Source organism: Pseudomonas sp. NMI760_13 (assembly GCF_021283245.1).
GTDB lineage: Bacteria > Pseudomonadota > Gammaproteobacteria > Pseudomonadales > Pseudomonadaceae > Aquipseudomonas > Aquipseudomonas peradeniyensis.
Map to the genome: position 1 here is coordinate 26,652 of NZ_JAJSRC010000029.1, position 18,584 is coordinate 45,235.

General features: G+C 66.3%; 18 protein-coding genes. 7 read left to right on the forward strand and 11 right to left on the reverse strand.

Annotated features, from left to right (window positions below):
- The first annotated feature begins 21 nt into the window (after nucleotides 1-21).
- Nucleotides 22-492, forward strand: a complete 471-nt coding sequence (locus tag LU671_RS23630; RefSeq protein WP_028691368.1) for an A24 family peptidase — start codon at nucleotides 22-24, stop codon at nucleotides 490-492.
- Nucleotides 493-605: 113 nt separating this feature from the next.
- Nucleotides 606-1,388, forward strand: a complete 783-nt coding sequence (locus tag LU671_RS23635) for a response regulator (protein ID WP_267967213.1) — start codon at nucleotides 606-608, stop codon at nucleotides 1,386-1,388.
- Between the two features lie 161 nt (nucleotides 1,389-1,549).
- Here LU671_RS23635 and LU671_RS23640 read toward each other — a convergent pair whose 3' ends face one another.
- The 8 genes from LU671_RS23640 to cpaB all read right to left on the reverse strand — a co-directional run bounded on the left by LU671_RS23640 (nucleotide 1,550) and on the right by cpaB (nucleotide 9,141).
- The gene (locus tag LU671_RS23640) at nucleotides 1,550-1,810 is read right to left on the reverse strand and encodes a DUF3613 domain-containing protein (RefSeq protein WP_232857068.1); all 261 of its coding nucleotides are present in this window, start codon (nucleotides 1,808-1,810) and stop codon (nucleotides 1,550-1,552) included.
- Nucleotides 1,811-1,823: 13 nt separating this feature from the next.
- Nucleotides 1,824-2,525, reverse strand: a complete 702-nt coding sequence (locus tag LU671_RS23645) for a tetratricopeptide repeat protein (protein ID WP_232857069.1) — start codon at nucleotides 2,523-2,525, stop codon at nucleotides 1,824-1,826.
- Nucleotides 2,526-2,676: 151 nt separating this feature from the next.
- Nucleotides 2,677-3,564, reverse strand: coding sequence for a type II secretion system F family protein (locus LU671_RS23650; protein WP_203650365.1), 888 nt, complete (start codon nucleotides 3,562-3,564; stop codon nucleotides 2,677-2,679).
- A 2-nt stretch (nucleotides 3,565-3,566) separates the two neighbouring features.
- The gene (locus LU671_RS23655; protein ID WP_232857070.1) at nucleotides 3,567-4,448 is read right to left on the reverse strand and encodes a type II secretion system F family protein; all 882 of its coding nucleotides are present in this window, start codon (nucleotides 4,446-4,448) and stop codon (nucleotides 3,567-3,569) included.
- Nucleotides 4,445-5,701: a CpaF family protein gene (locus tag LU671_RS23660; protein WP_110739121.1), complete on the reverse strand. Its 1,257-nt coding sequence runs from the start codon at nucleotides 5,699-5,701 to the stop codon at nucleotides 4,445-4,447. Before LU671_RS23660 ends, LU671_RS23655 begins: the two co-directional genes overlap by 4 nt.
- Nucleotides 5,698-6,888 (reverse strand): pilus assembly protein, encoded by a 1,191-nt coding sequence (locus LU671_RS23665; RefSeq protein ID WP_203650360.1) that lies wholly within the window; start codon nucleotides 6,886-6,888, stop codon nucleotides 5,698-5,700. Before LU671_RS23665 ends, LU671_RS23660 begins: the two co-directional genes overlap by 4 nt.
- Entirely contained in the window at nucleotides 6,885-8,174 is a 1,290-nt protein-coding gene (locus tag LU671_RS23670; protein WP_203650357.1) for a type II and III secretion system protein family protein, read from the reverse strand. The genes LU671_RS23665 and LU671_RS23670 overlap by 4 nt, the downstream gene beginning before the upstream one ends.
- A 19-nt stretch (nucleotides 8,175-8,193) precedes the next feature.
- On the reverse strand, nucleotides 8,194-9,141 hold the full coding sequence (cpaB, locus tag LU671_RS23675; protein WP_232857071.1) for a Flp pilus assembly protein CpaB: 948 nt from the start codon (nucleotides 9,139-9,141) through the stop codon (nucleotides 8,194-8,196).
- Between the two features lie 289 nt (nucleotides 9,142-9,430).
- On the opposite strand from cpaB, the gene LU671_RS23680 reads away from it, so the two are divergent.
- Together LU671_RS23680 and LU671_RS23685 are read left to right on the forward strand one after the other, a co-directional pair.
- Nucleotides 9,431-9,613 (forward strand): Flp family type IVb pilin, encoded by a 183-nt coding sequence (locus LU671_RS23680; protein ID WP_203650353.1) that lies wholly within the window; start codon nucleotides 9,431-9,433, stop codon nucleotides 9,611-9,613.
- Between the two features lie 47 nt (nucleotides 9,614-9,660).
- Nucleotides 9,661-10,068, forward strand: coding sequence for a response regulator (locus tag LU671_RS23685; protein WP_050703614.1), 408 nt, complete (start codon nucleotides 9,661-9,663; stop codon nucleotides 10,066-10,068).
- A 125-nt stretch (nucleotides 10,069-10,193) separates the two neighbouring features.
- On the opposite strand, the gene LU671_RS23690 is transcribed toward LU671_RS23685, so the two are convergent.
- Together LU671_RS23690 and LU671_RS23695 are read right to left on the reverse strand one after the other, a co-directional pair.
- A complete protein-coding gene (locus LU671_RS23690; protein ID WP_232857072.1) occupies nucleotides 10,194-11,864 on the reverse strand; it encodes a ShlB/FhaC/HecB family hemolysin secretion/activation protein in 1,671 nt (556 codons plus the stop codon).
- Nucleotides 11,865-11,955: 91 nt separating this feature from the next.
- Nucleotides 11,956-13,503, reverse strand: coding sequence for a collagen-like triple helix repeat-containing protein (locus LU671_RS23695; protein WP_232857073.1), 1,548 nt, complete (start codon nucleotides 13,501-13,503; stop codon nucleotides 11,956-11,958).
- Between the two features lie 642 nt (nucleotides 13,504-14,145).
- On the opposite strand from LU671_RS23695, the gene LU671_RS23700 reads away from it, so the two are divergent.
- From LU671_RS23700 to LU671_RS23710, 3 genes are all read left to right on the forward strand, one after another.
- Nucleotides 14,146-14,388, forward strand: a complete 243-nt coding sequence (locus tag LU671_RS23700; protein ID WP_046854291.1) for a hypothetical protein — start codon at nucleotides 14,146-14,148, stop codon at nucleotides 14,386-14,388.
- 119 nt (nucleotides 14,389-14,507) lie between these two features.
- Complete coding sequence (locus LU671_RS23705) at nucleotides 14,508-14,771, forward strand: DUF3077 domain-containing protein (protein ID WP_102685470.1); 264 nt, start codon at nucleotides 14,508-14,510, stop codon at nucleotides 14,769-14,771.
- Nucleotides 14,772-14,987: 216 nt separating this feature from the next.
- A complete protein-coding gene (locus tag LU671_RS23710; protein ID WP_232857074.1) occupies nucleotides 14,988-15,899 on the forward strand; it encodes an RHS repeat-associated core domain-containing protein in 912 nt (303 codons plus the stop codon).
- 299 nt (nucleotides 15,900-16,198) lie between these two features.
- Here LU671_RS23710 and pbpC read toward each other — a convergent pair whose 3' ends face one another.
- Entirely contained in the window at nucleotides 16,199-18,547 is a 2,349-nt protein-coding gene (gene pbpC / locus LU671_RS23715; protein WP_232857075.1) for a peptidoglycan glycosyltransferase PbpC, read from the reverse strand.
- Between the last annotated feature and the right edge of the window lie 37 nt (nucleotides 18,548-18,584).

Here is an 18,584-nt window from a genome sequence, read left to right on the forward strand (position 1 = left end):
AATAGGGATGGCAATTTGCCAATGCAAAGCATTGTTCTCCTGATGTGGCTTGCCTTGTGCACCGAACAAGATGTCCGTGAACGGCAAATCTCCAACGCCCTTACCCTCGGGGTCGCGGCGTGCGCCCTGGCCTGGCTGTTCGCCACCGGACGCAGCTGGATTGGCGCCGACGCCAGCGAGGCCGGCTGGGCCCTGGCCATCGTCATGCTGCTCACCCTGCCCGGCTACATGCTCGGCCGCTTCGGCGCCGGCGACGTCAAGCTGATGGGCGCCCTGGCCCTGGCCACCAGCCCGCAGTACGTGCTCGGCACCTTCATCGGCGCCGGGGTCACCGTGCTGGCCTGGATGTTCGGCCGGCGACGCCTGTGGACCCTGCTCAATCCCAAGGTGAAAAAGCGCCTGCAGGCGCTGGCCGAACAGGTCGGCGACAAGCAGCCCTTTGCCCCCTACGTGCTGGCCGGCTTCCTGCTGACGGCCGTCTGGATCCAATAACCGACCGGTGGGCCGCTTCGACGGGCAAGGCGCATGTACATAATTGCAAAGTGCGACTACTTTTCTACCTGCCAGAGCGTCTGGCCCGGGAGCAGAGCCGATACAACAGGGAGTTGATCGTGAATAAATCTGTCAGTGAGGTGAAAGTGCTGGTGGTCGACGACCAGCCAGTGATCGTCGAAGAGTTGTGCGAGTTTCTCGAAAGCGAGGGCTACCGTTGCGTCCCCGCCCATTCCACTGGCCAGGCCATCGACTGCTTCAAAGCCGACGAGACCATCGGTTTGATCCTGTGCGACCTGCACATGCCCGAGCGCGATGGCATCGAGCTGGTTCGCACCCTCAAGCAGATCGCCGGGCCGCAGCGTATGTTCGAGGCGATCATGCTGACCGGCCGCGCCGACAAGCAGGACGTGATTCGCGCCCTGCGCGAGGGCTTCGCCGACTACTACCAGAAACCCATGGACCTCGACGAACTGCTTGAAGGGGTGCGCCGCCAGGAAGCGGCGCTGCTCGAACGGCGCCGCAACTTCCGTGAGCTGGGCAGCCTCAACCAGCGCCTGCAGGAGCTGGCCGAGTCCATCGACGACCTCTACCAGGACCTGGAAAAAGCCCGTGGCCAGGGCACCCACCGCCGCGCCAGCGATGCCGAGGACGGCGAGGCGGAGCTGCCTGCCGCCTTCGAGAAGCTGTCACCGCGCCAGCTTGAGGTGGCCCGGCTGGTGAGCAAGGGCAAGACCAACTACCAGATCGCCTGCGAACTGGGCATCACCGAGAACACGGTGAAGCTCTATGTGTCGCAGGTGCTGCGCCTGACCCACATGCACAACCGCACGCAGCTGGCGCTGGCGTTGACCCCGCGTTCGTCGCCGGTGCATCAGCGGTTTACCACGCACTGACCTTGTGAATACCGCCTCTCTGTAGGAGCGGCCTCGTGCCGCGAAAGGGCTGCGAAGCAGCCCCTGGGCTCCTGCGTTCATGCAGAGATTGCGGGGCCGCTTTGCGGCCCTTTCGCGGCACAAGGCCGCTCCTACACGCATCGTGCCAGTGTTGTGCGATATCAATTGTTCGACGAACTGATCTTGGTCCAGCGATAGAAGTCAGGAATCGCGTACTTGTAGCTGTCCAGCCAGCGCTGCATCGCCTGGTCGCGCTCCTTGTCGGTCTGTTCCTGGCGCACGCTGGAGGCCTGGCGATTGCTCGCCTGCACCTGCAGCAGGGCCTCGGTGGCGGTTTGCGGACGCGGTTGGCGCGGTGGTTCTTCGGCCTGCGCCAGCAGCGGTGTGGCCAGGCAGGCCAGGACGATCCAGGGCTTGAACATGATCACCTCCCGATCAGTTGATGGCCGCGGCCGAGGATTCGGTCGCCGCCAGCGGGCCACGCCCGTTGGACCTGATGCGCTGGGCCCGGGCCTGGGCCTCGGCGAACTGCTCGGGCTTCAGGCGCAGGCGATTGACCAGATCCTCCGCCTGGCGCCAGTTGTCCTGCACCAGCGACAGGGTCACCAGGTTCACCGCCGGCAGCGGGTTGTCGTCCTTGAGCTCGATGGCGGTGAGAAACTCGAAGCGCGCCTGTTCGTGGTTGCCCAGGTTCATCTGCACCACACCCAGGTCGTTGCGCACCTTCTCGTCGGTGGGTGCCAGGCGTGCCGCCCGCTGCAGGTTGCGCAGGGCCTGGACGTCATCACCACGGGCCGAGGCAAGCTGGCCCAGGCCGTGCTCGCCCTCGGCGGCCAGGCAGCCGCCAAGCAGGCTGCGGTAGAGCGGCTCGGCCTCGCCGCGCCCGAGCTGGCGCAGCACCTTGGCCTTGCGCAGGCGGACCTGGTCGAGGGTGTCGGGCAGCTGTTCGAGGTGGGCCAGGCCCGCGTGCGGGCGACCCTCGCTGATCATCTGGTCGGCCATGTCCAGGCTCAGTTGCTGGTCGGCGTCGGGCTTGCCGCAGGTGCCGCCACCGAGCAGACGGGCCAGGCCTTCGGGGGGCTGGCCGGCGCAACCGGTGAGCAGCAACAGGGTGCTTAGCAGCAGAATCGTTTTCATTGCATTTCCCCCTCTCCAATGCCACCTCTGTAGGAGCGGCCTTGTGCCGCGAAAGGGCGGCAAAGCAGCCCCAGCCATTTTCGCCATGGTCGAGAACCTGGGGCCGCGTTGCGGCCCTTTCGCGGCACAAGGCCGCTCCTACATTCCATGTTCATGAGCCCAAGGCCCGCGCCAGCGCGGAAAAACCTGGCCCGGCCAGGACGATCAGCAACGCCGGGAACAGGAACACCATCATCACCGCCGACATCTTCGCCGACATCTTCGACACCCGCTCCTGCAGGCCAGTCAGGCGTCGGTCGTCGAGCAGTTCCTTGAGCGCCAGCAGCGATTTCATCGACCCACTGCCCTGCACCAGCAGCTGCTGGAGAATGACGCAGGTGTCGATCAACTCGTCCACCGCCAGCAGGCGCGCGGTCTTTTCCAGCTCAGGGCCCAGGGCCAGGCCGGAATCGACCCGCTGCAGGACCAGGCGCAATTCTTCACTGATGTTCGGCACCAGGCTGCGGCCTTCATGGGCCAGCACCCGCAGGGCCTGCTCCACCGCCAACCCGGTTTCGAAGAGGATGCGCAGCAACGGGATCAGCAGGCTCACCTCCTGGGCGATCTGCCGCTGGCGCCGCGCCGCCGCCAGCACCAGCAGGCGCTTGGGCAGCAGGTAACCCGCGCCCATCGCGCAGAGCACCAGCACGCCCCAGTGCCCGCGGTTTTCCCCGGGCAGGCCATGGGCCAACAGCAGCGCCACGCTCACCGCCAGCAGCGGCAGGCCCAGCTGCACGGCGGCGAACAGTGCCCGTTGTCGGCTGCGCCGCCAGCCCAGGCGGTCGAGCAGCGTCTGGGTCTCGCCATCCAGTCGTTGCAGGCGCCGCCCCAGCGGACTGCTGCCCAACCACTGCAACCAGTCGCCGAGCCGCTCGTCACGGGCCAACCGTCCCTGCAGCCGCCGCGCCACCCGCTGACGGGCCCGCCACTGCTGCGCGGCCTGCAAGGCCAGCAGCACGAACGCGGCGAACAGGAACAGCGCGCAGAGCAACATGGCCATGCTCACAGGCTCCTCATCATGCGCCACAACACCAGGCAGCCGACGGCCTGCAGGGCAAAGGCGAACAGCAGCATCAGCTGCCCGCTGCGGTCGTGCCACATCGCCAACAGGTAGGTGGGATTGGCGAACAGGAAGTAACCCACCATGGCCAGCGGCAGCGCGCCGAGGATCCACGCGGTAATGCGAGTCTCGCCGGTCATGGCGCGCAGCTGCCGATCACCCTGCTCATGCTCACGGATCAGCTTGATCAGGTTCTCCATCAGCTCGCTGGCATTGCCGCCGTGGCGCTGGTTGATGCGCAGCCCCAGGGCGAACATGCGCAGTTCGGCCTGGCCATACAGTTCGGCGAATTCGTTGACCGCGTCCTCCAGCGGCACGCCCAACTGCACGTTGCGCCGCACCCGCAGCATCGCCGAGCGCAGCGGCTCGCGGGTGCTGTCGACGCCACCGAGCACCGCCTCGTTCAGGGTGCGACCGGCCTTGAGGCTGCGCACGCTGTAGTCGAGCAGGCCAGGCAATTGCTGGACGATCTGCTGCAGGCGCCGCCGGCAGCGCCAGGCCAGGTAGAAGTGGCCGAGCAAGGGCAGGCCGAACAACACCATCAACGCTGCCACCCAGCCCGCCAGCAGGCCGGCGAGCAGGGCCAGCGTCAGCCAGCCGAGTAGCCACGGCCGCGGGGAAAAATCGGCATGGGCCAGGCCCGCCCTTTGCAGCAGCGGGTCAAGCCAGTCGCGCCGGGCATTGGCGCTGCGCACAGCGCGGTAGGCCCGGCCCAGGCGCTCGAGGATGCGTTCCTCGCCGCGCTTGTACAGGCCCAGGCGCAACAGCAGCAGCGCCATGCCCAGGCACAGCGGCGACAGCGCCAGCAGCAGCGGGCCCATCACAGCACGCCCTCGTGGCGCAGCTTGCTCCCCGCCGGGTTCGGCGCCTCACGCAGAAAGCCATCGCCGCTGCGCCGGTCCAGGCGGAACAGGGTGTTGGTCACGTACACATCGTCGCGCACGCCGACCACTTCCAGCACCTCGCTGACGCAGCGCCGGCCATCGGCCAGGCGGGTCAGCTGGATCACCACGTCCAGCGCCGCGCAGATCATCTGCCGCAGTGTTTTCTCGGCCACCTGGCGGCCCGTCAGGCCGACCAGGGTCTCCAGGCGCAGCAGCGCGTCCTGGGCAGTGTTGGCGTGCACCGTGCTCATCGAGCCGTCATGGCCGGTGTTCATCGCGGTCATCACATCGAGCACCTCGGCGCCGCGGATCTCGCCGAGGATGATGCGGTCGGGGCGCATGCGCAGGGCGTTGCGGATCAGCTCGCTGGCCTTGATCTCGCCATGGCCCTCGGCATTTGGCGGGCGGGTCTCCAGGCGCACCACATGCGGGTGGTGCAGTTGCAGTTCGGCCACGTCCTCGATGGTCACCAGCCGCTCCTGGGGCGCGATCATCTGGCTGAGGATATTGAGCAGGGTGGTCTTGCCGGTACCGGTGCCGCCGCTGACCAGGATGTTGCAGCGCCGGCCCACGGCGCGCTCGAGGAAGTCGTAGATCGGCTGGTCGATGGCCCGGGTGGCCAGCAGGTCGGCGCTCTTGAGCATGTCCTGGCGGAACTTGCGGATCGACAGGCAAGGCCCGTCCAGGGCCACCGGCGGGATGATCGCGTTGACCCGGCTGCCGTCGGGCATGCGCGCGTCGACCATCGGCGACGACTCGTCCAGGCGCCGCCCGAGGGGCGCGAGGATGCGCTGCATCACTCGCTCGACATGGTGGGCGTCGATGAAACGCAGGTCGGTCTGTTGCAACAGCCCCGCCCGCTCGACGAACACCCGGTACGGGCCGTTGACCAGGATCTCGGTAACGCTCGGGTCGCGCAGCAGCACCTCCAGCGGCCCATAGCCGGTCAGCTCGTCGACGATCTCCTCGGCCAGGCGCTCCATCTCGTAGCGCGACAAAGCCAGGCGCAGGCGCGCCACATAGTCGCCCACCTGTTCCAATACGAACTGCGCCAGTACCGGACGCGCGCCTTCGAGCAGGTTGCGGCCGCTGTCCTCGATGGCGTCGATGACATGCCGGTGCAGGGCGCGCTTGAGCACCTGCGGATCGCTGGCCGCATGGCGCGGCCCGCCAAAGGGTTCTTCGTTGCTCATCGGTTGCCCCATAGCCGGTTGAGCCAGCCCTGGCCTGCCGGCGCCAGGTTTTCCGAACGCTGCGCCAGGCGTTCGCCCAGGCCGCGCAGGGCCTGGGTCAGGCCTTCGCGCGGGGCCAGCTCGAACAGGCTCAGGCCCTGGTTCTTGGCGTTCAGCCTCACCTCCGGGCTGTAGGGCATGACCTTGAGCAGGGCCAGCCCGTAGCGCTTGGCCAGGGCGTCGGCATCCGGCGCCACATGGCGCAGGTAGCGGTCCACCAGCAGGCTGGCGTGCTCCAGCTTGATGCCGCGGTCGCGCCACTGTTCGAGCACATCCAGGTTGCGCCGGCAGTCGAGGATGTTCTGGTCGGTGTAGACGATCAGCTTGTCGCAATGGCTGACGATGGTGCGCAGGGCCTCGCTGTCGACCTGCCCGGTGAGGTTCACGACGATGTGCTGAAAGTGCTGGCGCAAGGCGCTGAGCAGCATGTACAGCTCGGCGGCGCTGGATTGTTCCAGGGCCTCGTCGTTGTCGGCATAGGCAAGGATGCGCAGGCCGCCCTTGTCGCGGGTGAAGGCGCTGTCGATCAGGGTCGCGTCGAGCCGGCGCAGGTGACGCAGCGCATCGCCGAAATGAAACGACGCCTCAAGGCCCAGCAGGGCCAGGCTGTCGCCCCGGGGCAAACCCAGGTCGAGCAACAGGGTCTGCTGGCCGCTGTCCTGCACCACCCGCGCCAGGTGCGTGGTGAGCAGCGCGCCGTCGGCGCCGCGCTGGGTGCCAAAGAGCACGGTCAGGCCGCCCAGGCTGGGGTTGCTGGTGACCGCCGGCAGGCGCTTGCCCAGGCGCCGCACCAGCCCCGCCACCTCGCTGGCCCGCGAGCCGTAGGCGACGAAGTCGCGGGCGCCGGCGCGCATGGCGTGCAGCACCAGCTGGTTGTCCATGCCGTCGCCGAGGGCGACGATGGCCAGCATCGGCTTGGCTTCGAGCATGCCCTCGATCAGCGCGCACTGGCCGATCAGTTGCTCGCGGTCCAGGCCGATGAACACCAGGTTGCTGAAGGTCATGTCGACCAGCGCCAGCAACTCGTCGAGGTTCGGGCTGCTGGCGCCGATCACCTGCCCCAGCGGCGCCAGCGCGCCCTGCAGCCAGTGCAGGTCCTCGTCGGTGCGGGTCAGGGCCAGGTAGGTCTGGTTCAGGCTTTCATTCATTGGGACAACCCGCCACGGCCTTCGAAGTTGCCGTTTTCCATGAAGAACAGGCGGCCCCAGCTGGGGTCGTAGGTGCGCAGCGCCTCGCCCGGCAGTTCCGGCAGGCGGGCATTGGCGGCCAGCGGCTGGACCAGGTGCGGGGTGACGATCATCAGCAGTTCGGTCTCCTCGCGGTTGAGCGCCGACTGGCGGAAGAACGCGCCAATGATCGGCAGGTTGCCCAGGCCCGGCATCTTGTCCACGTTCGAACGCACGTTGCTGCTGATCAGGCCGCTGATGATGAAGCTCTCGCCATCGGCCAGGGAGATGCTGGTGTCGGTACGGCGCACGCTCAGCCCCGGCACCCGGGTGCCGGCGATGACCACCGAATTGTTGAAGTCCAGCTCGCTGACCTCGGGGGCGACCTTCAGGGTGATGCGGTTGCGGCTGACCACGGTGGGCGTCAAGGCCAGGCGCACACCGAACTCCTTGTACTCGATCGACACGTTGTCGCTACCGCTGCTGGGGACCGGGATGGGGATCTCGCCACCGGCCAGGAAGCTTGCGGTCAGCCCGCTCAGCACGGTGAGGCTGGGACGCGCCAGGGTGTAGGCGAAGCCGCTGTTCTCCAGGGCGTTGATCATCGCCAGGAAGCGGCTGCTGCCGCCGCCCCAGACGATATTGAAGACGCTGTTGTCGAGGGGGATGCCGGGCCGTGCGTCGGCATAGTTGGCCGAGCTCGGCACGCTGGCGGTGCTCGGCACGTAGCCTGGGCGCACCACCGTGTCGGGCACGGTGCCGGGTGAGCCGATCAGGCTGTTGTTCGAGCCCTTGAAGAACAATCGCGCCCCGGCCTCCTTGTACTTGAGGCGGCGCACTTCGACGAAGCGGATATCGGCCTGCACCTGCACCGGCAGGTCCTCCTGGGCGGAGGGCAGCTGCGCCGTTTCCGTCATGTCGGCGCTGGCCCGGCCCTTGACGAACAACATCGCCCGGTGCGGCTGCGCGGCGCAGTCGGTCCACAGCATGATGCTGGTGGTGCCCTGCCCCACCGCCGTCAGCAGCACGGCGCGCTCGCCGCTGGGCTGCACATCGGCCACCTTGGGCTCGCCCACCGCCGCCCGGGTGATGGCCACCGGCAGGCGCAGTTCCTGCTGCAGGCCCTGGTCCATCTCGATCACCGACGGCAACTGGCCGAACGCGGCGCAACCCTTGGCCGCCTGCGCCGACGGCGCCAGCAGGACCAGGGCCAGCAGCGCCGGGGCCAGCCATTCGCCTCGTGGAGTAACACGCAAAGAACTACGCATGGATCGCATCCTTGCCGGTTCAGGGAGTCTTGTTGTTGTCGCCGTTCTGCGCACCACGGATGATCTGCATGGTCGGCGCGCCGGCCACTGCGGAGGCAGCCTGGCTGGCCAGCGGCACCTGGGACAACTGGCTGAAGCGATAGAGATCGCGGTTGGCGCTCTCCAGTTGCGCACTGGCGGCCTGGCCGGACCAGTAGGCCGCCAGCAATTGTTCATCGGCGCTGCGCACCGCCAGGCGCAAGGTCCCGGCCTGGGCCGCCAGCATCAGCCGGCTGGCCAGGGCCTCGGGCACGGCCAGACCCACGGTGCGGGTGGTGTTGCTGTTCAGCGATTGCTGGTCGCGGCGGGCCTTCTGTTCTTCGGCCGTTTGCGCCGGGCGTCCGTCGTTGGCCAGGCCGGTCTGCTGGTCGACGCTGAGCACGCGCAGGGCCGGCAGCACAACCTGGGCGGAAGACTGCGGGTTGTTGTTCTCTTCGCGCAGGAACAGCAGCACATCGACAAAATCGCCAGGGCGCAATTGCCCGGCGGCACCGCTCACATCGTCGATGGCCACCGCCACGGCGCGCTCATGCGGGCGGATCATGCGCGCCAGCGGGCCACCGGCCTGGAAGCTCGACTCGTCCAGCCAACTGCCCGCCGCCAGCGGCCGGGTGCTGCGGCGCCCGAGCACCTGGTCGAGTTGCTGGAAGGCGCCGGCCGGTACCACCTGCAGGCGCTCGACCAGCACATCGTCTTCGCTCAAGGGGGTGTTGGCCGGCACCGCCCTGCGCAGCACCACGATGGGCGAACGCGGCGGCTCGGGCGCGGCTACGGGAACGGGCGCGGTGGGGATCACCGCTGCACTGGGAGGCGCCAATGGCGCCGGCGCGGGCTCGGCCGGACGGCTCAGACGCAGGCCCCAGTATCCGGCAAGCAAGGCCGCGATCAGGAACAGGCCGGCGAGGATCATGGTCAGGCGACTGCTCATCTGCGCTCTCCCCTACGCCCGGGACCAATGATGGCAAAAGGTAACTATTTCGCTATTGGACGGTAGCTGAGCCGCTATCTTTCGCCATTACCTGCATCGCATTTTTAGAGCCATGAAATTGACGCGTCGGCAAAACAAAAACTTAGCACCGCCAATTACAACCAATACTTTTGGATTAATGCTTTCTTACATTTGCAGGTCGCCACGGCTTGGCGATGCTCTGATGGCAAAGGGGTATCACTTATCAAGCCCCGCCGACCGGCGCCCATCGAGCGCAAGGAGTAGTGCCATGCTGCTGCAACAGATCCTCATCCATGTGAAGACTTTCCTCCAGCGCAAGGACGGCGCCTCCGGTATCGAATACGCGGTGATCGCGGCCATGGTGGCGGTGGTGCTGGCCGGCTTCGTCACGCCGATCTCGACCGAGGTGTCGGCGATCATGACCACCATCAAGACCGCGATCACCCAGTGATCGCGCAGCACCTGCATGACGCGTAGTCCCACTGCCAGGAGCCGACCATGCCGACCTCTTCCTTGCGTCAACAGATCCTGCTGGTAGACGACGAGGAAGAGGCCCTGCTGGAGCTGGCCGAGCTGCTGGAGAACGAGGGTTTCTGTTGCCACACCGCCACCTCGGTGCGCGGCGCCCTGCAGCAACTGACCCGCCACCCCGACGTCGCCCTGGTGATCACCGACCTGCGCATGCCCGAGGAGAGCGGCCTGGGCCTGGTCCAGCGCCTGCGCGACCACACCGCGCGCCAACACCTGCCGGTGATCGTCATGTCCGGGCATGCCGACATGGACGATGTCAGCGACTTGCTGCGCTTGCAGGTGCTCGACCTGTTCCGCAAACCGATCTATCACGCGCGCCTGCTCGAGACGCTGGAGAACCTGTTTCCCAAGCCGTTGATGCAGGCCGTTAAATAGCGGCTCTCCCCCCTGTAGGAGCGGCCTTGTGCCGCGAAAGGGCCGCGCAGCGGCCCCAGCGATTGTCGCGACACTGTCGAAATCGAGGGGCCGCTGCGCAGCCCTTTCGCGGCACAAGGCCGCTCCTACAGCTGATAACTGAAACTCAGGTTCAGCCGTGGCCGCCGGTTGAAGCTGTCCAGGGCGATGTCCGACATCGGCTTGGCCACCTCGACCGCGATGTTGTAGTAGCGCATATCGCCAAACCGCAGCCCCAGTGCCGCCGATGACATCTTCGTGTCCCTCACGTCCAGCTCGTTGAACCAGGCCCGCGCCGTGTCGAGCGCCACGTACGGCTGCACGACCTTGAGCCAGGCGCCGTCGCGGTGGAAGCTGTAGTTGAGTTCGTAGGCCAGCCCCCAGCCCTTGTCGCCCGAGCCCTGGTCGCTGGGATAACCGCGCCCGAAGTTCTGCCCGCCGAACACCGCCCGCTCGCTGTCGGGCAAGCTGTCGTTGCTCCAGTAGGCCGCCGCCGAGGCCACGCCCTGCCAGTTGTCGGTGAAGTTGTCGCTCTGCACGCCCGAGACCCGCAGGCGCAAAAAGTCCAGGTCGTAGTCGGCATTGGTGTTCGCCCCCAGCCGGTCGAGCCCCTGGTAGACCCCGGCACTGAGTATGCGCAGGCGCCGCGCCTCGGCCTTGCGCCAGTCGCCTTCGAAGGACAGCGCGCGAATGTCGGTCTCGCTGTCCAGCCGCAACGGAAAGCCCACCACCTGGTAGTCGATGCGGTCGTTGACCACGTAGAAGCGCCCGACCACCTCCAGCCATTCGCTGGGCGAGGCGATCAACGACTGGCTGATGCCCACCGAGTAGCGTTCGTTCTCGCGGTGCTGGGTCAGGTCGATACCGTTGTCCAGGCGGATGCGCGCCTTGGGGTCGCTGCGATAGCGCGAGGCCGACAACAACAGCCGCGAGCCCTCGGCGTCGAGGAACTGGCTGTAGTCGAGGCGGTAGTAATGCTCCTTGTCCTCGCCGGGCGGCACCAGCACGCTGGCGCTCAGTTGCTCGGCAAAACGGGTCTGCGCGTTGCTGCTGGCGCCGAGCAGCGCCTGCAGGTCGTCGCGGCTGCCGTCATTGAGGCTCAGGGTGGTGGTAAACGGTTTGCGCGAGACCTGGGCCAGCAGCCGGGTCGCGCCATCGGTGGTGGCCGGGGGCGGCACCTGGGCCTGGAAGGTCACCCCGGGGATGCGCCCGGCCAGGCTGGTATAGCGCTCGAAGCTCTCGCGGGTCAGCGGACGCTCGGCCTTGAGGCGCTCCATCAACTGGTCCAGGTAAGCCCGCGCCGCGCCGATATCGCCCTCGACCTGATAGTCGTGGATATAGCCTTCCACCAGCACCACCCGCACCCGGCCATCGACGAAGTCCTGGGGCGGCAGGTAGGCGTACGACAGCAGGTAGCCATCCTGCTGGTAGCGTTGGGTGAGGCGGCGGGTGACCTCGATCAGCTCGGCGAGGGTCACCTCGCGGCCGATCAGCGGCTGGTAGTGCTCGCGCAGGTCGCTCAGGGGGTAGACGGTGCCGCCCTCGAAGCGCACCTTGCGCACCGCCACCCGCGTGCTCATCAGCAGCGGCGATTGGCGTGCGCTGTCCACGCTGGGTACGCGCAGGCCGGCGGGGCCGGGGCGATAGGCGTCCACCGGCAGGTTCGGCGTGGGCAGGCGGCGCTCGGTCTCGTTGCTGTTGAGGAAACTCGGCAAGGGCTCGGCCCGCGCCAGACTGGCCAGGGACAGCGCCAGCATCGTCACCAGCCATCGGCGCATTCGGACACTCCATGATCCACGGGTGGCAGGGTGACCGACCGGCGTACGACGCACCGGTCGGTCTCGCTCACCTTGAGCGTAGCCCGTCGCGTCAGCGCTGCCCGCCTGCCAGGGCGCCTGTCACGCCGCTCAACGCACCGCCGAGGCCACCGCCCTGCGTGCCGTTGGCGTTGACCAAGGTGCCGGCTTGGCCGACCGTTGCGCCCACCGCCGTTACCGTCGCGCCCAACTGGCTGACCGTCGGATTGGCAGTGGCGCCGGTCAATTGCGTGCCAACGCTGCCCACCGCACCACCGACCTGGTTCAGCAACCCGGCCACCGGTACCCCCGCGCCCGTACTGGCGCCGACCTGCTGGGTCACGCTGGACACACCGGCGACCACCGGATTGAGCCCGCTGCCCACTTGCTGGGGCAGTGCCGCGGCAGGGGTGCCCGCCGCCGTGTTGGTCACGCCGTTGCCGCCGAGCACCGGGCCCAGGCTGGCGACGCTGTTGCCTGCCTGCACCATGCTGCCGCCGATACCGCTGACCGTCGGGCTGCCAATACTCGCGGCCAGGCCACTGCCGGCACCGGCCACTACGCCGCCAGCGGTTTCCAGCAGCCCAGTGCGCGGGCCACCGGTAACGGGCGCCAGCCCGCTGGCGGTGCTCACGGAGGTGCCAGTATTGGCGACCGCCTGCCCGAGCGTGGTGCCCAGTGGATTACCCGTGCCAGCCAGTTGCTGGCCGGCCTGGTTCAGGATAGTGCCGGTTTGGTTCAACGTCTGGTTGAGCGGCCCGGCGAGCCCGGTCTGCCGGGTGACGTTGGCCGTGGTGTTTTCCACCAGCGAGACCACCGGCACCAGGGCATCGCTCGCGCCTTGGGTCACCCCGGCCAGCGGGCCGCTCGTGCCAACCGGCGAGAGGGTGTTGCCAAGCATGGTCACCGCCTGGCCAACCCGGTCGACGCCCTGCCCGGCCCCGACGACCAGCTGGTTGACCACCGGTACCTGCTCGACCGGCCCGTTGCTGGCCAGCCCGGTCACGCCCTGGCCAAGCCCTGAGACGCCGGTGCCCAGGTCGGCGGTGGCCGCGCCGACCACGCCGACGGTTGTACCCACGGCATTGTTGCCGGTGCCCAGTTGCCCCAGGCCGTCGCTCAGGCCACTGCCGACACTGTTCACCGCGTTGCCGGTGGACGACACCAGCGTGCCCACGCCGCCGGTCAGCGAGGTATCGCCGGCGATGGGCAGCGAGCCGATTGCCTGGCCGAGATTACTCACGCCGTCACCAACGCCGGAGACGGTGTTGCCCAGCTGATCGACCACCTGGCCGGTGACCAGGGCGGTGGGTGTCGTGCCTCCACCGGTTCCGCCATCGCCGCCGCCAGGCGTGGTGCCGCCGCCGGAGCCGCCGCTGCCCCCACCCGTGCCTGCGCTGCCATCGCCCGGAATGCTGCCACCACCACCGGTGCCTGCGCCACCGTCACCGGCCCCGCCGCCCGAACCTCCAGCTCCCGCACCTGCACCCGTGCCGCCGTCGGCCGAGGAGCCGTCGACCTCGCTGTGATGCCCGCCACCGCCACTGCTGCAACCGGTAAGGCCCAGGGAAATGACCATCGTCAGCGCCGTTGCGGCCTTGATCCACGCTTGAGTGTTCATGGGAAGACTCCCGCTGCTGGTTGTTGTGCTTGCTACCAGCAGTGAAAGCCGAGGGGGGTGAGAGGGGTAGATTACAACTTGGTGTTAGTACCTGTGGGAGAGGGCCGGGGATGGAGCATAAGCGTATGAATTTCAGCCGATTTCGTTTGGTGGACAACGCCCAGTGTCGAAAGAGTTAGTCATAAGTCATTAGTACGGGTGGCTGACAGAATGCTGGGGCCGCTGCGCGCCCCTTTCGCGGCACAAGGCCGCTCCTACAGGAATCGCGTCCCATTGTAGGAGCGGCCTTGTGTCGCGAAAGGGCTGCAAAGCAGCCCCAGCGATTTCAAAATGGGCACCTATTTATAAGACTTTCCCCATTCCCTGTAGTCCATTTCCCAAACATACTCCCAAGCCCTTTCAAGCCATTGCGGTGGTCTGGGTTGGCCTCTAGTCTCGGGCAGTCGCTGCACAATCAGCGACCGGCTTTGACAGGCCGATTCAAATACGAACGCATGGCTATGCCGCTATGGCGGCTGTGCGTGGGGCATCTTCGGGTGCGCCGGGTTTCCTCTATTTGACCGGTCTGTCAACCCACGTACAGCTGCCACCCTTTGTTTGACAGCGAACGGTGATGGTTCCATCTCAAATTGAGGATTCATCATGCTGAAGATTGTCCCCGATCCACCCCACAACCCTCACTCCCTCGAAGACACCCTCATCCAGGCCACCGAGTACGCCCTGTGCGCCTTGACCGTGGCCCATCATGCCGTGCAGCTCAAACCCAGGTCACCGGCTGCCGTGTTGATGATGGCGTCGATGCATGAAATGGAGTCTCTGCGTGTGTTGCTCGAAGCGGCGTTGATCCAGGTGCAGATGCCGGCGCAGGCGCCGACGTTGCATTAAGCCCAATCGCGGGGCAAGCCCGCTCCCATGCAGCCGAATCCAGCGAAATCCTGGCGTGGGAGCGGGCTTGCCCCGCGATAGCGCCCGCACACGCACCGACCATTTCAGGGAGAACAATCATGACCACAGACAACACCCCCACCACTGCCGGCAAGACCAAGTTCTACCAAGGCGAAGGCATGACCGACCCGCTGTTCTGCATCGAACCCGGCATCCCCTGCCAGCATGCCCGCGACCAGGCCTCGGAGTTGATGGGCTGCGTACGCGACCTGACCATCACCGGGATCATGGAGGAGAAGCCCCAGCTGCTCTGGGCGTCGTACTACCTGAGCGCGCTGGCCAAGGCATTGATGGATGATGCCGAGCTCGGCATGAAGCACTGACTCAACGAAACACTTCGCGGGGCAAGTCGGCGCCGCAGTTCAGAACTGCCAACCTGCAGACGCCACCTGTCCCGCCATGACCGCCCCGCCGCTTGAGCTGATGGCCTGAAGCTCAGGCGGCTCATCTGTAGCACCTATCAGTTTTGCCAGTTTCCTGAAAAACCGCCCCCTCTTAGCATTGAAACCAAAATCACGGTAAACATCTGCGGAGACGTCATGGCACCCGTGAACGAAGCCAGACAGAATCAGCACCCCACAACCCTGCTAGGTGTGGACAGAGCAGGGAGTGTACTGACGACACAAAGCGACCATCAGCGTAATAGCCGCAGCTATACGGTTTATGGCGATAAGCCTTCTGTTACTCCGGAAGCCTGCAAGACAGGCTTCGTGAGTGAGCTGCTGGAGGCCTTGGGCGGGCATTACATATTGGGAAATGGCGTGCGCACTTATGCTCAAACGCTAATGCGCTTTAGGTCACCGGATGCGCTGAGCCCTTTTGGTAGAGGGGGGATAAACTGCTATATGTACTGCTCAGGTGACCCGGTTAACTTTATAGACCGCACAGGTCGAATGCGAGAGCCCCCAACACTTCAGAACCTGGCAAGAAAGGCCTTCATCAAAAATTCAGCCAAAAATAGTACGGAACAGTTTGGGTCATTCTTCAAAGCCACCCAAAATAACCTCGCAAGACTAAGCGCTGCTGACAAGTCATTGGAAAATGTAGACAAAATATCAGGGAATATGGATCCAGAATCATATGCAAAATTCTGGAGAGCTCAACCTCCAAAGGAACTGGATATCGCCAAGGCCCAATCGTGGCAAAAAATAGCAGAAATCCTAGACATACTAGACTCTACCACAGTATTGAGCTTACAAAACGGTGCCTCACCCGAAACAGGAAATTTCTTCGGAGGCACGATAACCGGTGTATTCCCCGAACACCTACACACCGCAATTAAAACCTACAGCAGACATATTCCAGAACATGAAGCATATTCAATAGGCATATCACCTGCAATTGCAAAGAACTACACAAGACCAAAAGTTTTTGACTTTACATTATACAGCCTGACGCAGGCCGAAAGCCATATTCATACGTACTTACTAAATTTCAGACAAGATAATTAAATTTATCAGACAGCGTAGCGATTGGCCTTGGGCCACGGCACTACGTATCGAGCCCCGTTCAACATGGGACCGATGAGTACTGCAGAGGGCCACTGAACAAGTGACTGCACATTCTATAATTTCTCACCACCACGGGGCTGCGTGAAAAACTTCGCTCGGGCAAGCTTTCCATGTAATAGCCCGTCTCTGATTTTGACACTCCTGTCGCTGCATGACTATCCATGGTCAGGTTGACGGATCATACGGAGCGCTCCCTGAAAAACTGGATACCCGCTCCTACAGTGCAGCGAGAGGCAACCTCACTCACTAACCTGAAACGCCACCCGCGCCGTCTCTCCGCTCTCATCCAGCGCACTCAGCTCGATGCTGCCCGCCTGTTCGAATCGCACCGGCAAACTGTCCTGCCCCTGGGTCTCTCCCAACGGCTGACCATTCAGGAACCACCAGCGCCGCCCCGCGCCGCCCAGGGCCGACACCCGCAGTTGCAAAGGCTCGTGACTGGTAGCCGGGCGGCGCAGGTTGTCGCCGGCGCGCACGCCGACGATCGACAGCGGCGGCGCGCTGGCCACCTGCTGTGGCGGGCAGGCAGGGTCCACCGCGGGCAGCCGCGCCGCACGGTGCTCGGCCCGGGGCAGCCAGGGTTCCAGCGGGGCCGGCCACAAGGCGACATCGTGGGCCTTGGCGCCTGGGCAAGCGGCATCGACGCGCAGCCCCTGGTCGTTGAGCCACACCGTCTCGCGCAAACCCAGCCCCAGAGGCTGGTCGGCCGCCAACAAGGTCGGCGGGGTGGTGCCGTCCAGGGTCCAGGCGAAACGCTGGCGGCGGCAGTTGGGGTCCTGGCGGTTCATCGGCTGGCCCAAGGGCCAACAGATCGCCGCCACGCCCACCGACGCCGGCACCGGCTCGACCGGCACCTCGATGCCACGTTGGCTGTCGCGATTGCTCAGCAAGTCGTGCACCTGCAGCATCAGCGGCGCCGCCGAGGCCAGGCCGAACTGACCCGGCACCGGGGTGCCATCGGGGCGACCGATCCACACGCCGATCAGGTAACGCGGGCCCACGCCCACCGACCAGGCATCGCGAAAGCCGTAGCTGGTGCCGGTCTTCCAGGCCAGTTGCGGGCGCTGTACCAGTTCGGCATGGGGGTCGCGGTCCGGCCGGGCCAGGCCGCTGAGGATGCGCCGGGTGATCCAGGCCGAGCCCGGTGACAGCAGGCGGCGCTCCACCAGCGGGTCCTGGGGTTGCAGGCGAATCTTCGCGCTGTTGCCGCCTCGGCCGAACGCGGCATAGCCACCGACCAGGTCTTCCAGGCGGCCGCCCGCGCCACCGAGGATCAGCGAAAGGTTCGGCTCGGCCAGCGGCGGCAGCACCAGCGGCATGCCGCCCATGCGCATCTGCGCGGCGAAGCGTTTCGGACCATAGGCCTCGAGCAACTGCACCGCCGGCAGGTTGAGCGACAGCGCCAGCGCCGAGCTGGCCGACACCGGGCCGCTGAAGCCCATGGAGAAGTTGCCGGGGCGGTAGTCGCCATAGCGCCGGGGCACATCCTGCAGCAGCGATTCGGAATGGATCAGGCCGTCGTCCATGGCCATGGCATAGAGGAATGGTTTGAGGGTCGAGCCGGGCGAGCGCAGGGCGTGGATCATGTCCACGTGGCCGAAGCGGCGCTCGTCACTCAGGTCGATGGAGCCGAGATAGGCGCGCACCGCCATGCTCTGGGTCTCCACCACCAGCAACGCCGCCGAGGTGCGCTCGGGCAGGCGCGCGCGCCAGCCCATCAGCAGGTCTTCGAGGCGCCGTTGCAGGGCGGCGTCGAGGGTGGTGCGGATCAGCGGCGGGCTGTCCGGCGTGTTCAACCGCCGCGCCAGCAAGGGCGCCAGCGCCGGTTCCTGGCGGGGCGCCAGCAGCAGCGGCTCTTCGCGGGCCTCGTCGATGCGCTGGGCCGGCCACACCTGGTACTCGGCCAGGCGCTGCAGCACCTTGTCCCGGGCGCGCTGGGCACGCTCGGGATGCCGGTCCGGACGCAGGCGGCTCGGCGCCTGGGGCAGCACGGCGAGCAGTGCGGCCTCGGCGGGGGTCAGGTGCTTCGGCGACTTGCCCAGGTAGGCCCAGCTGGCCGCAGCCACGCCCTGCAAGGTACCGCCGAACGGCGCCCGGTTCAGATACAACTGCAAGATCTCGGCCTTGGACAGGTGCCACTCCAGCTGCGCCGTGCGCCACAGCTGGCGCAGCTTGCCGGCCAGGGTACGGTCGTGCGGATCAAGCAGGCGCGCCACCTGCATCGACAGGGTGCTGCCGCCGGACACCACCCGCCCGCCGCGCAGGTTGAGCCAGGCCGCCCGGGCCAGGGCCATGGGGTTGACCCCAGGGTGGTGGTAGAACCAGCGGTCCTCGTAGGCCAGCAAGGCTTCAAGGTACAGCGGCGAGACCTCGTCCGGGGCGACCGGGTAGCGCCACACGCCGTCGGCGTCGGCGAAGCGCCACAGCGGCGTGCCGTCCTCGGCCAACACCACCCGCGCCAGGTCGTCGCCGGGCATGGGCAGCGGCCAGATCCGGTCGGCCACCCACAGCAGGGCCATGGTCGCCAGCAGGGTGATGGCGACACGCCGCAGCAGCTTGAGCAGACCTGGGCGCGCTAAGCTTGGCATCGGGAACCGACCGGGCCAGGTGATGGCCAAAGGCTGG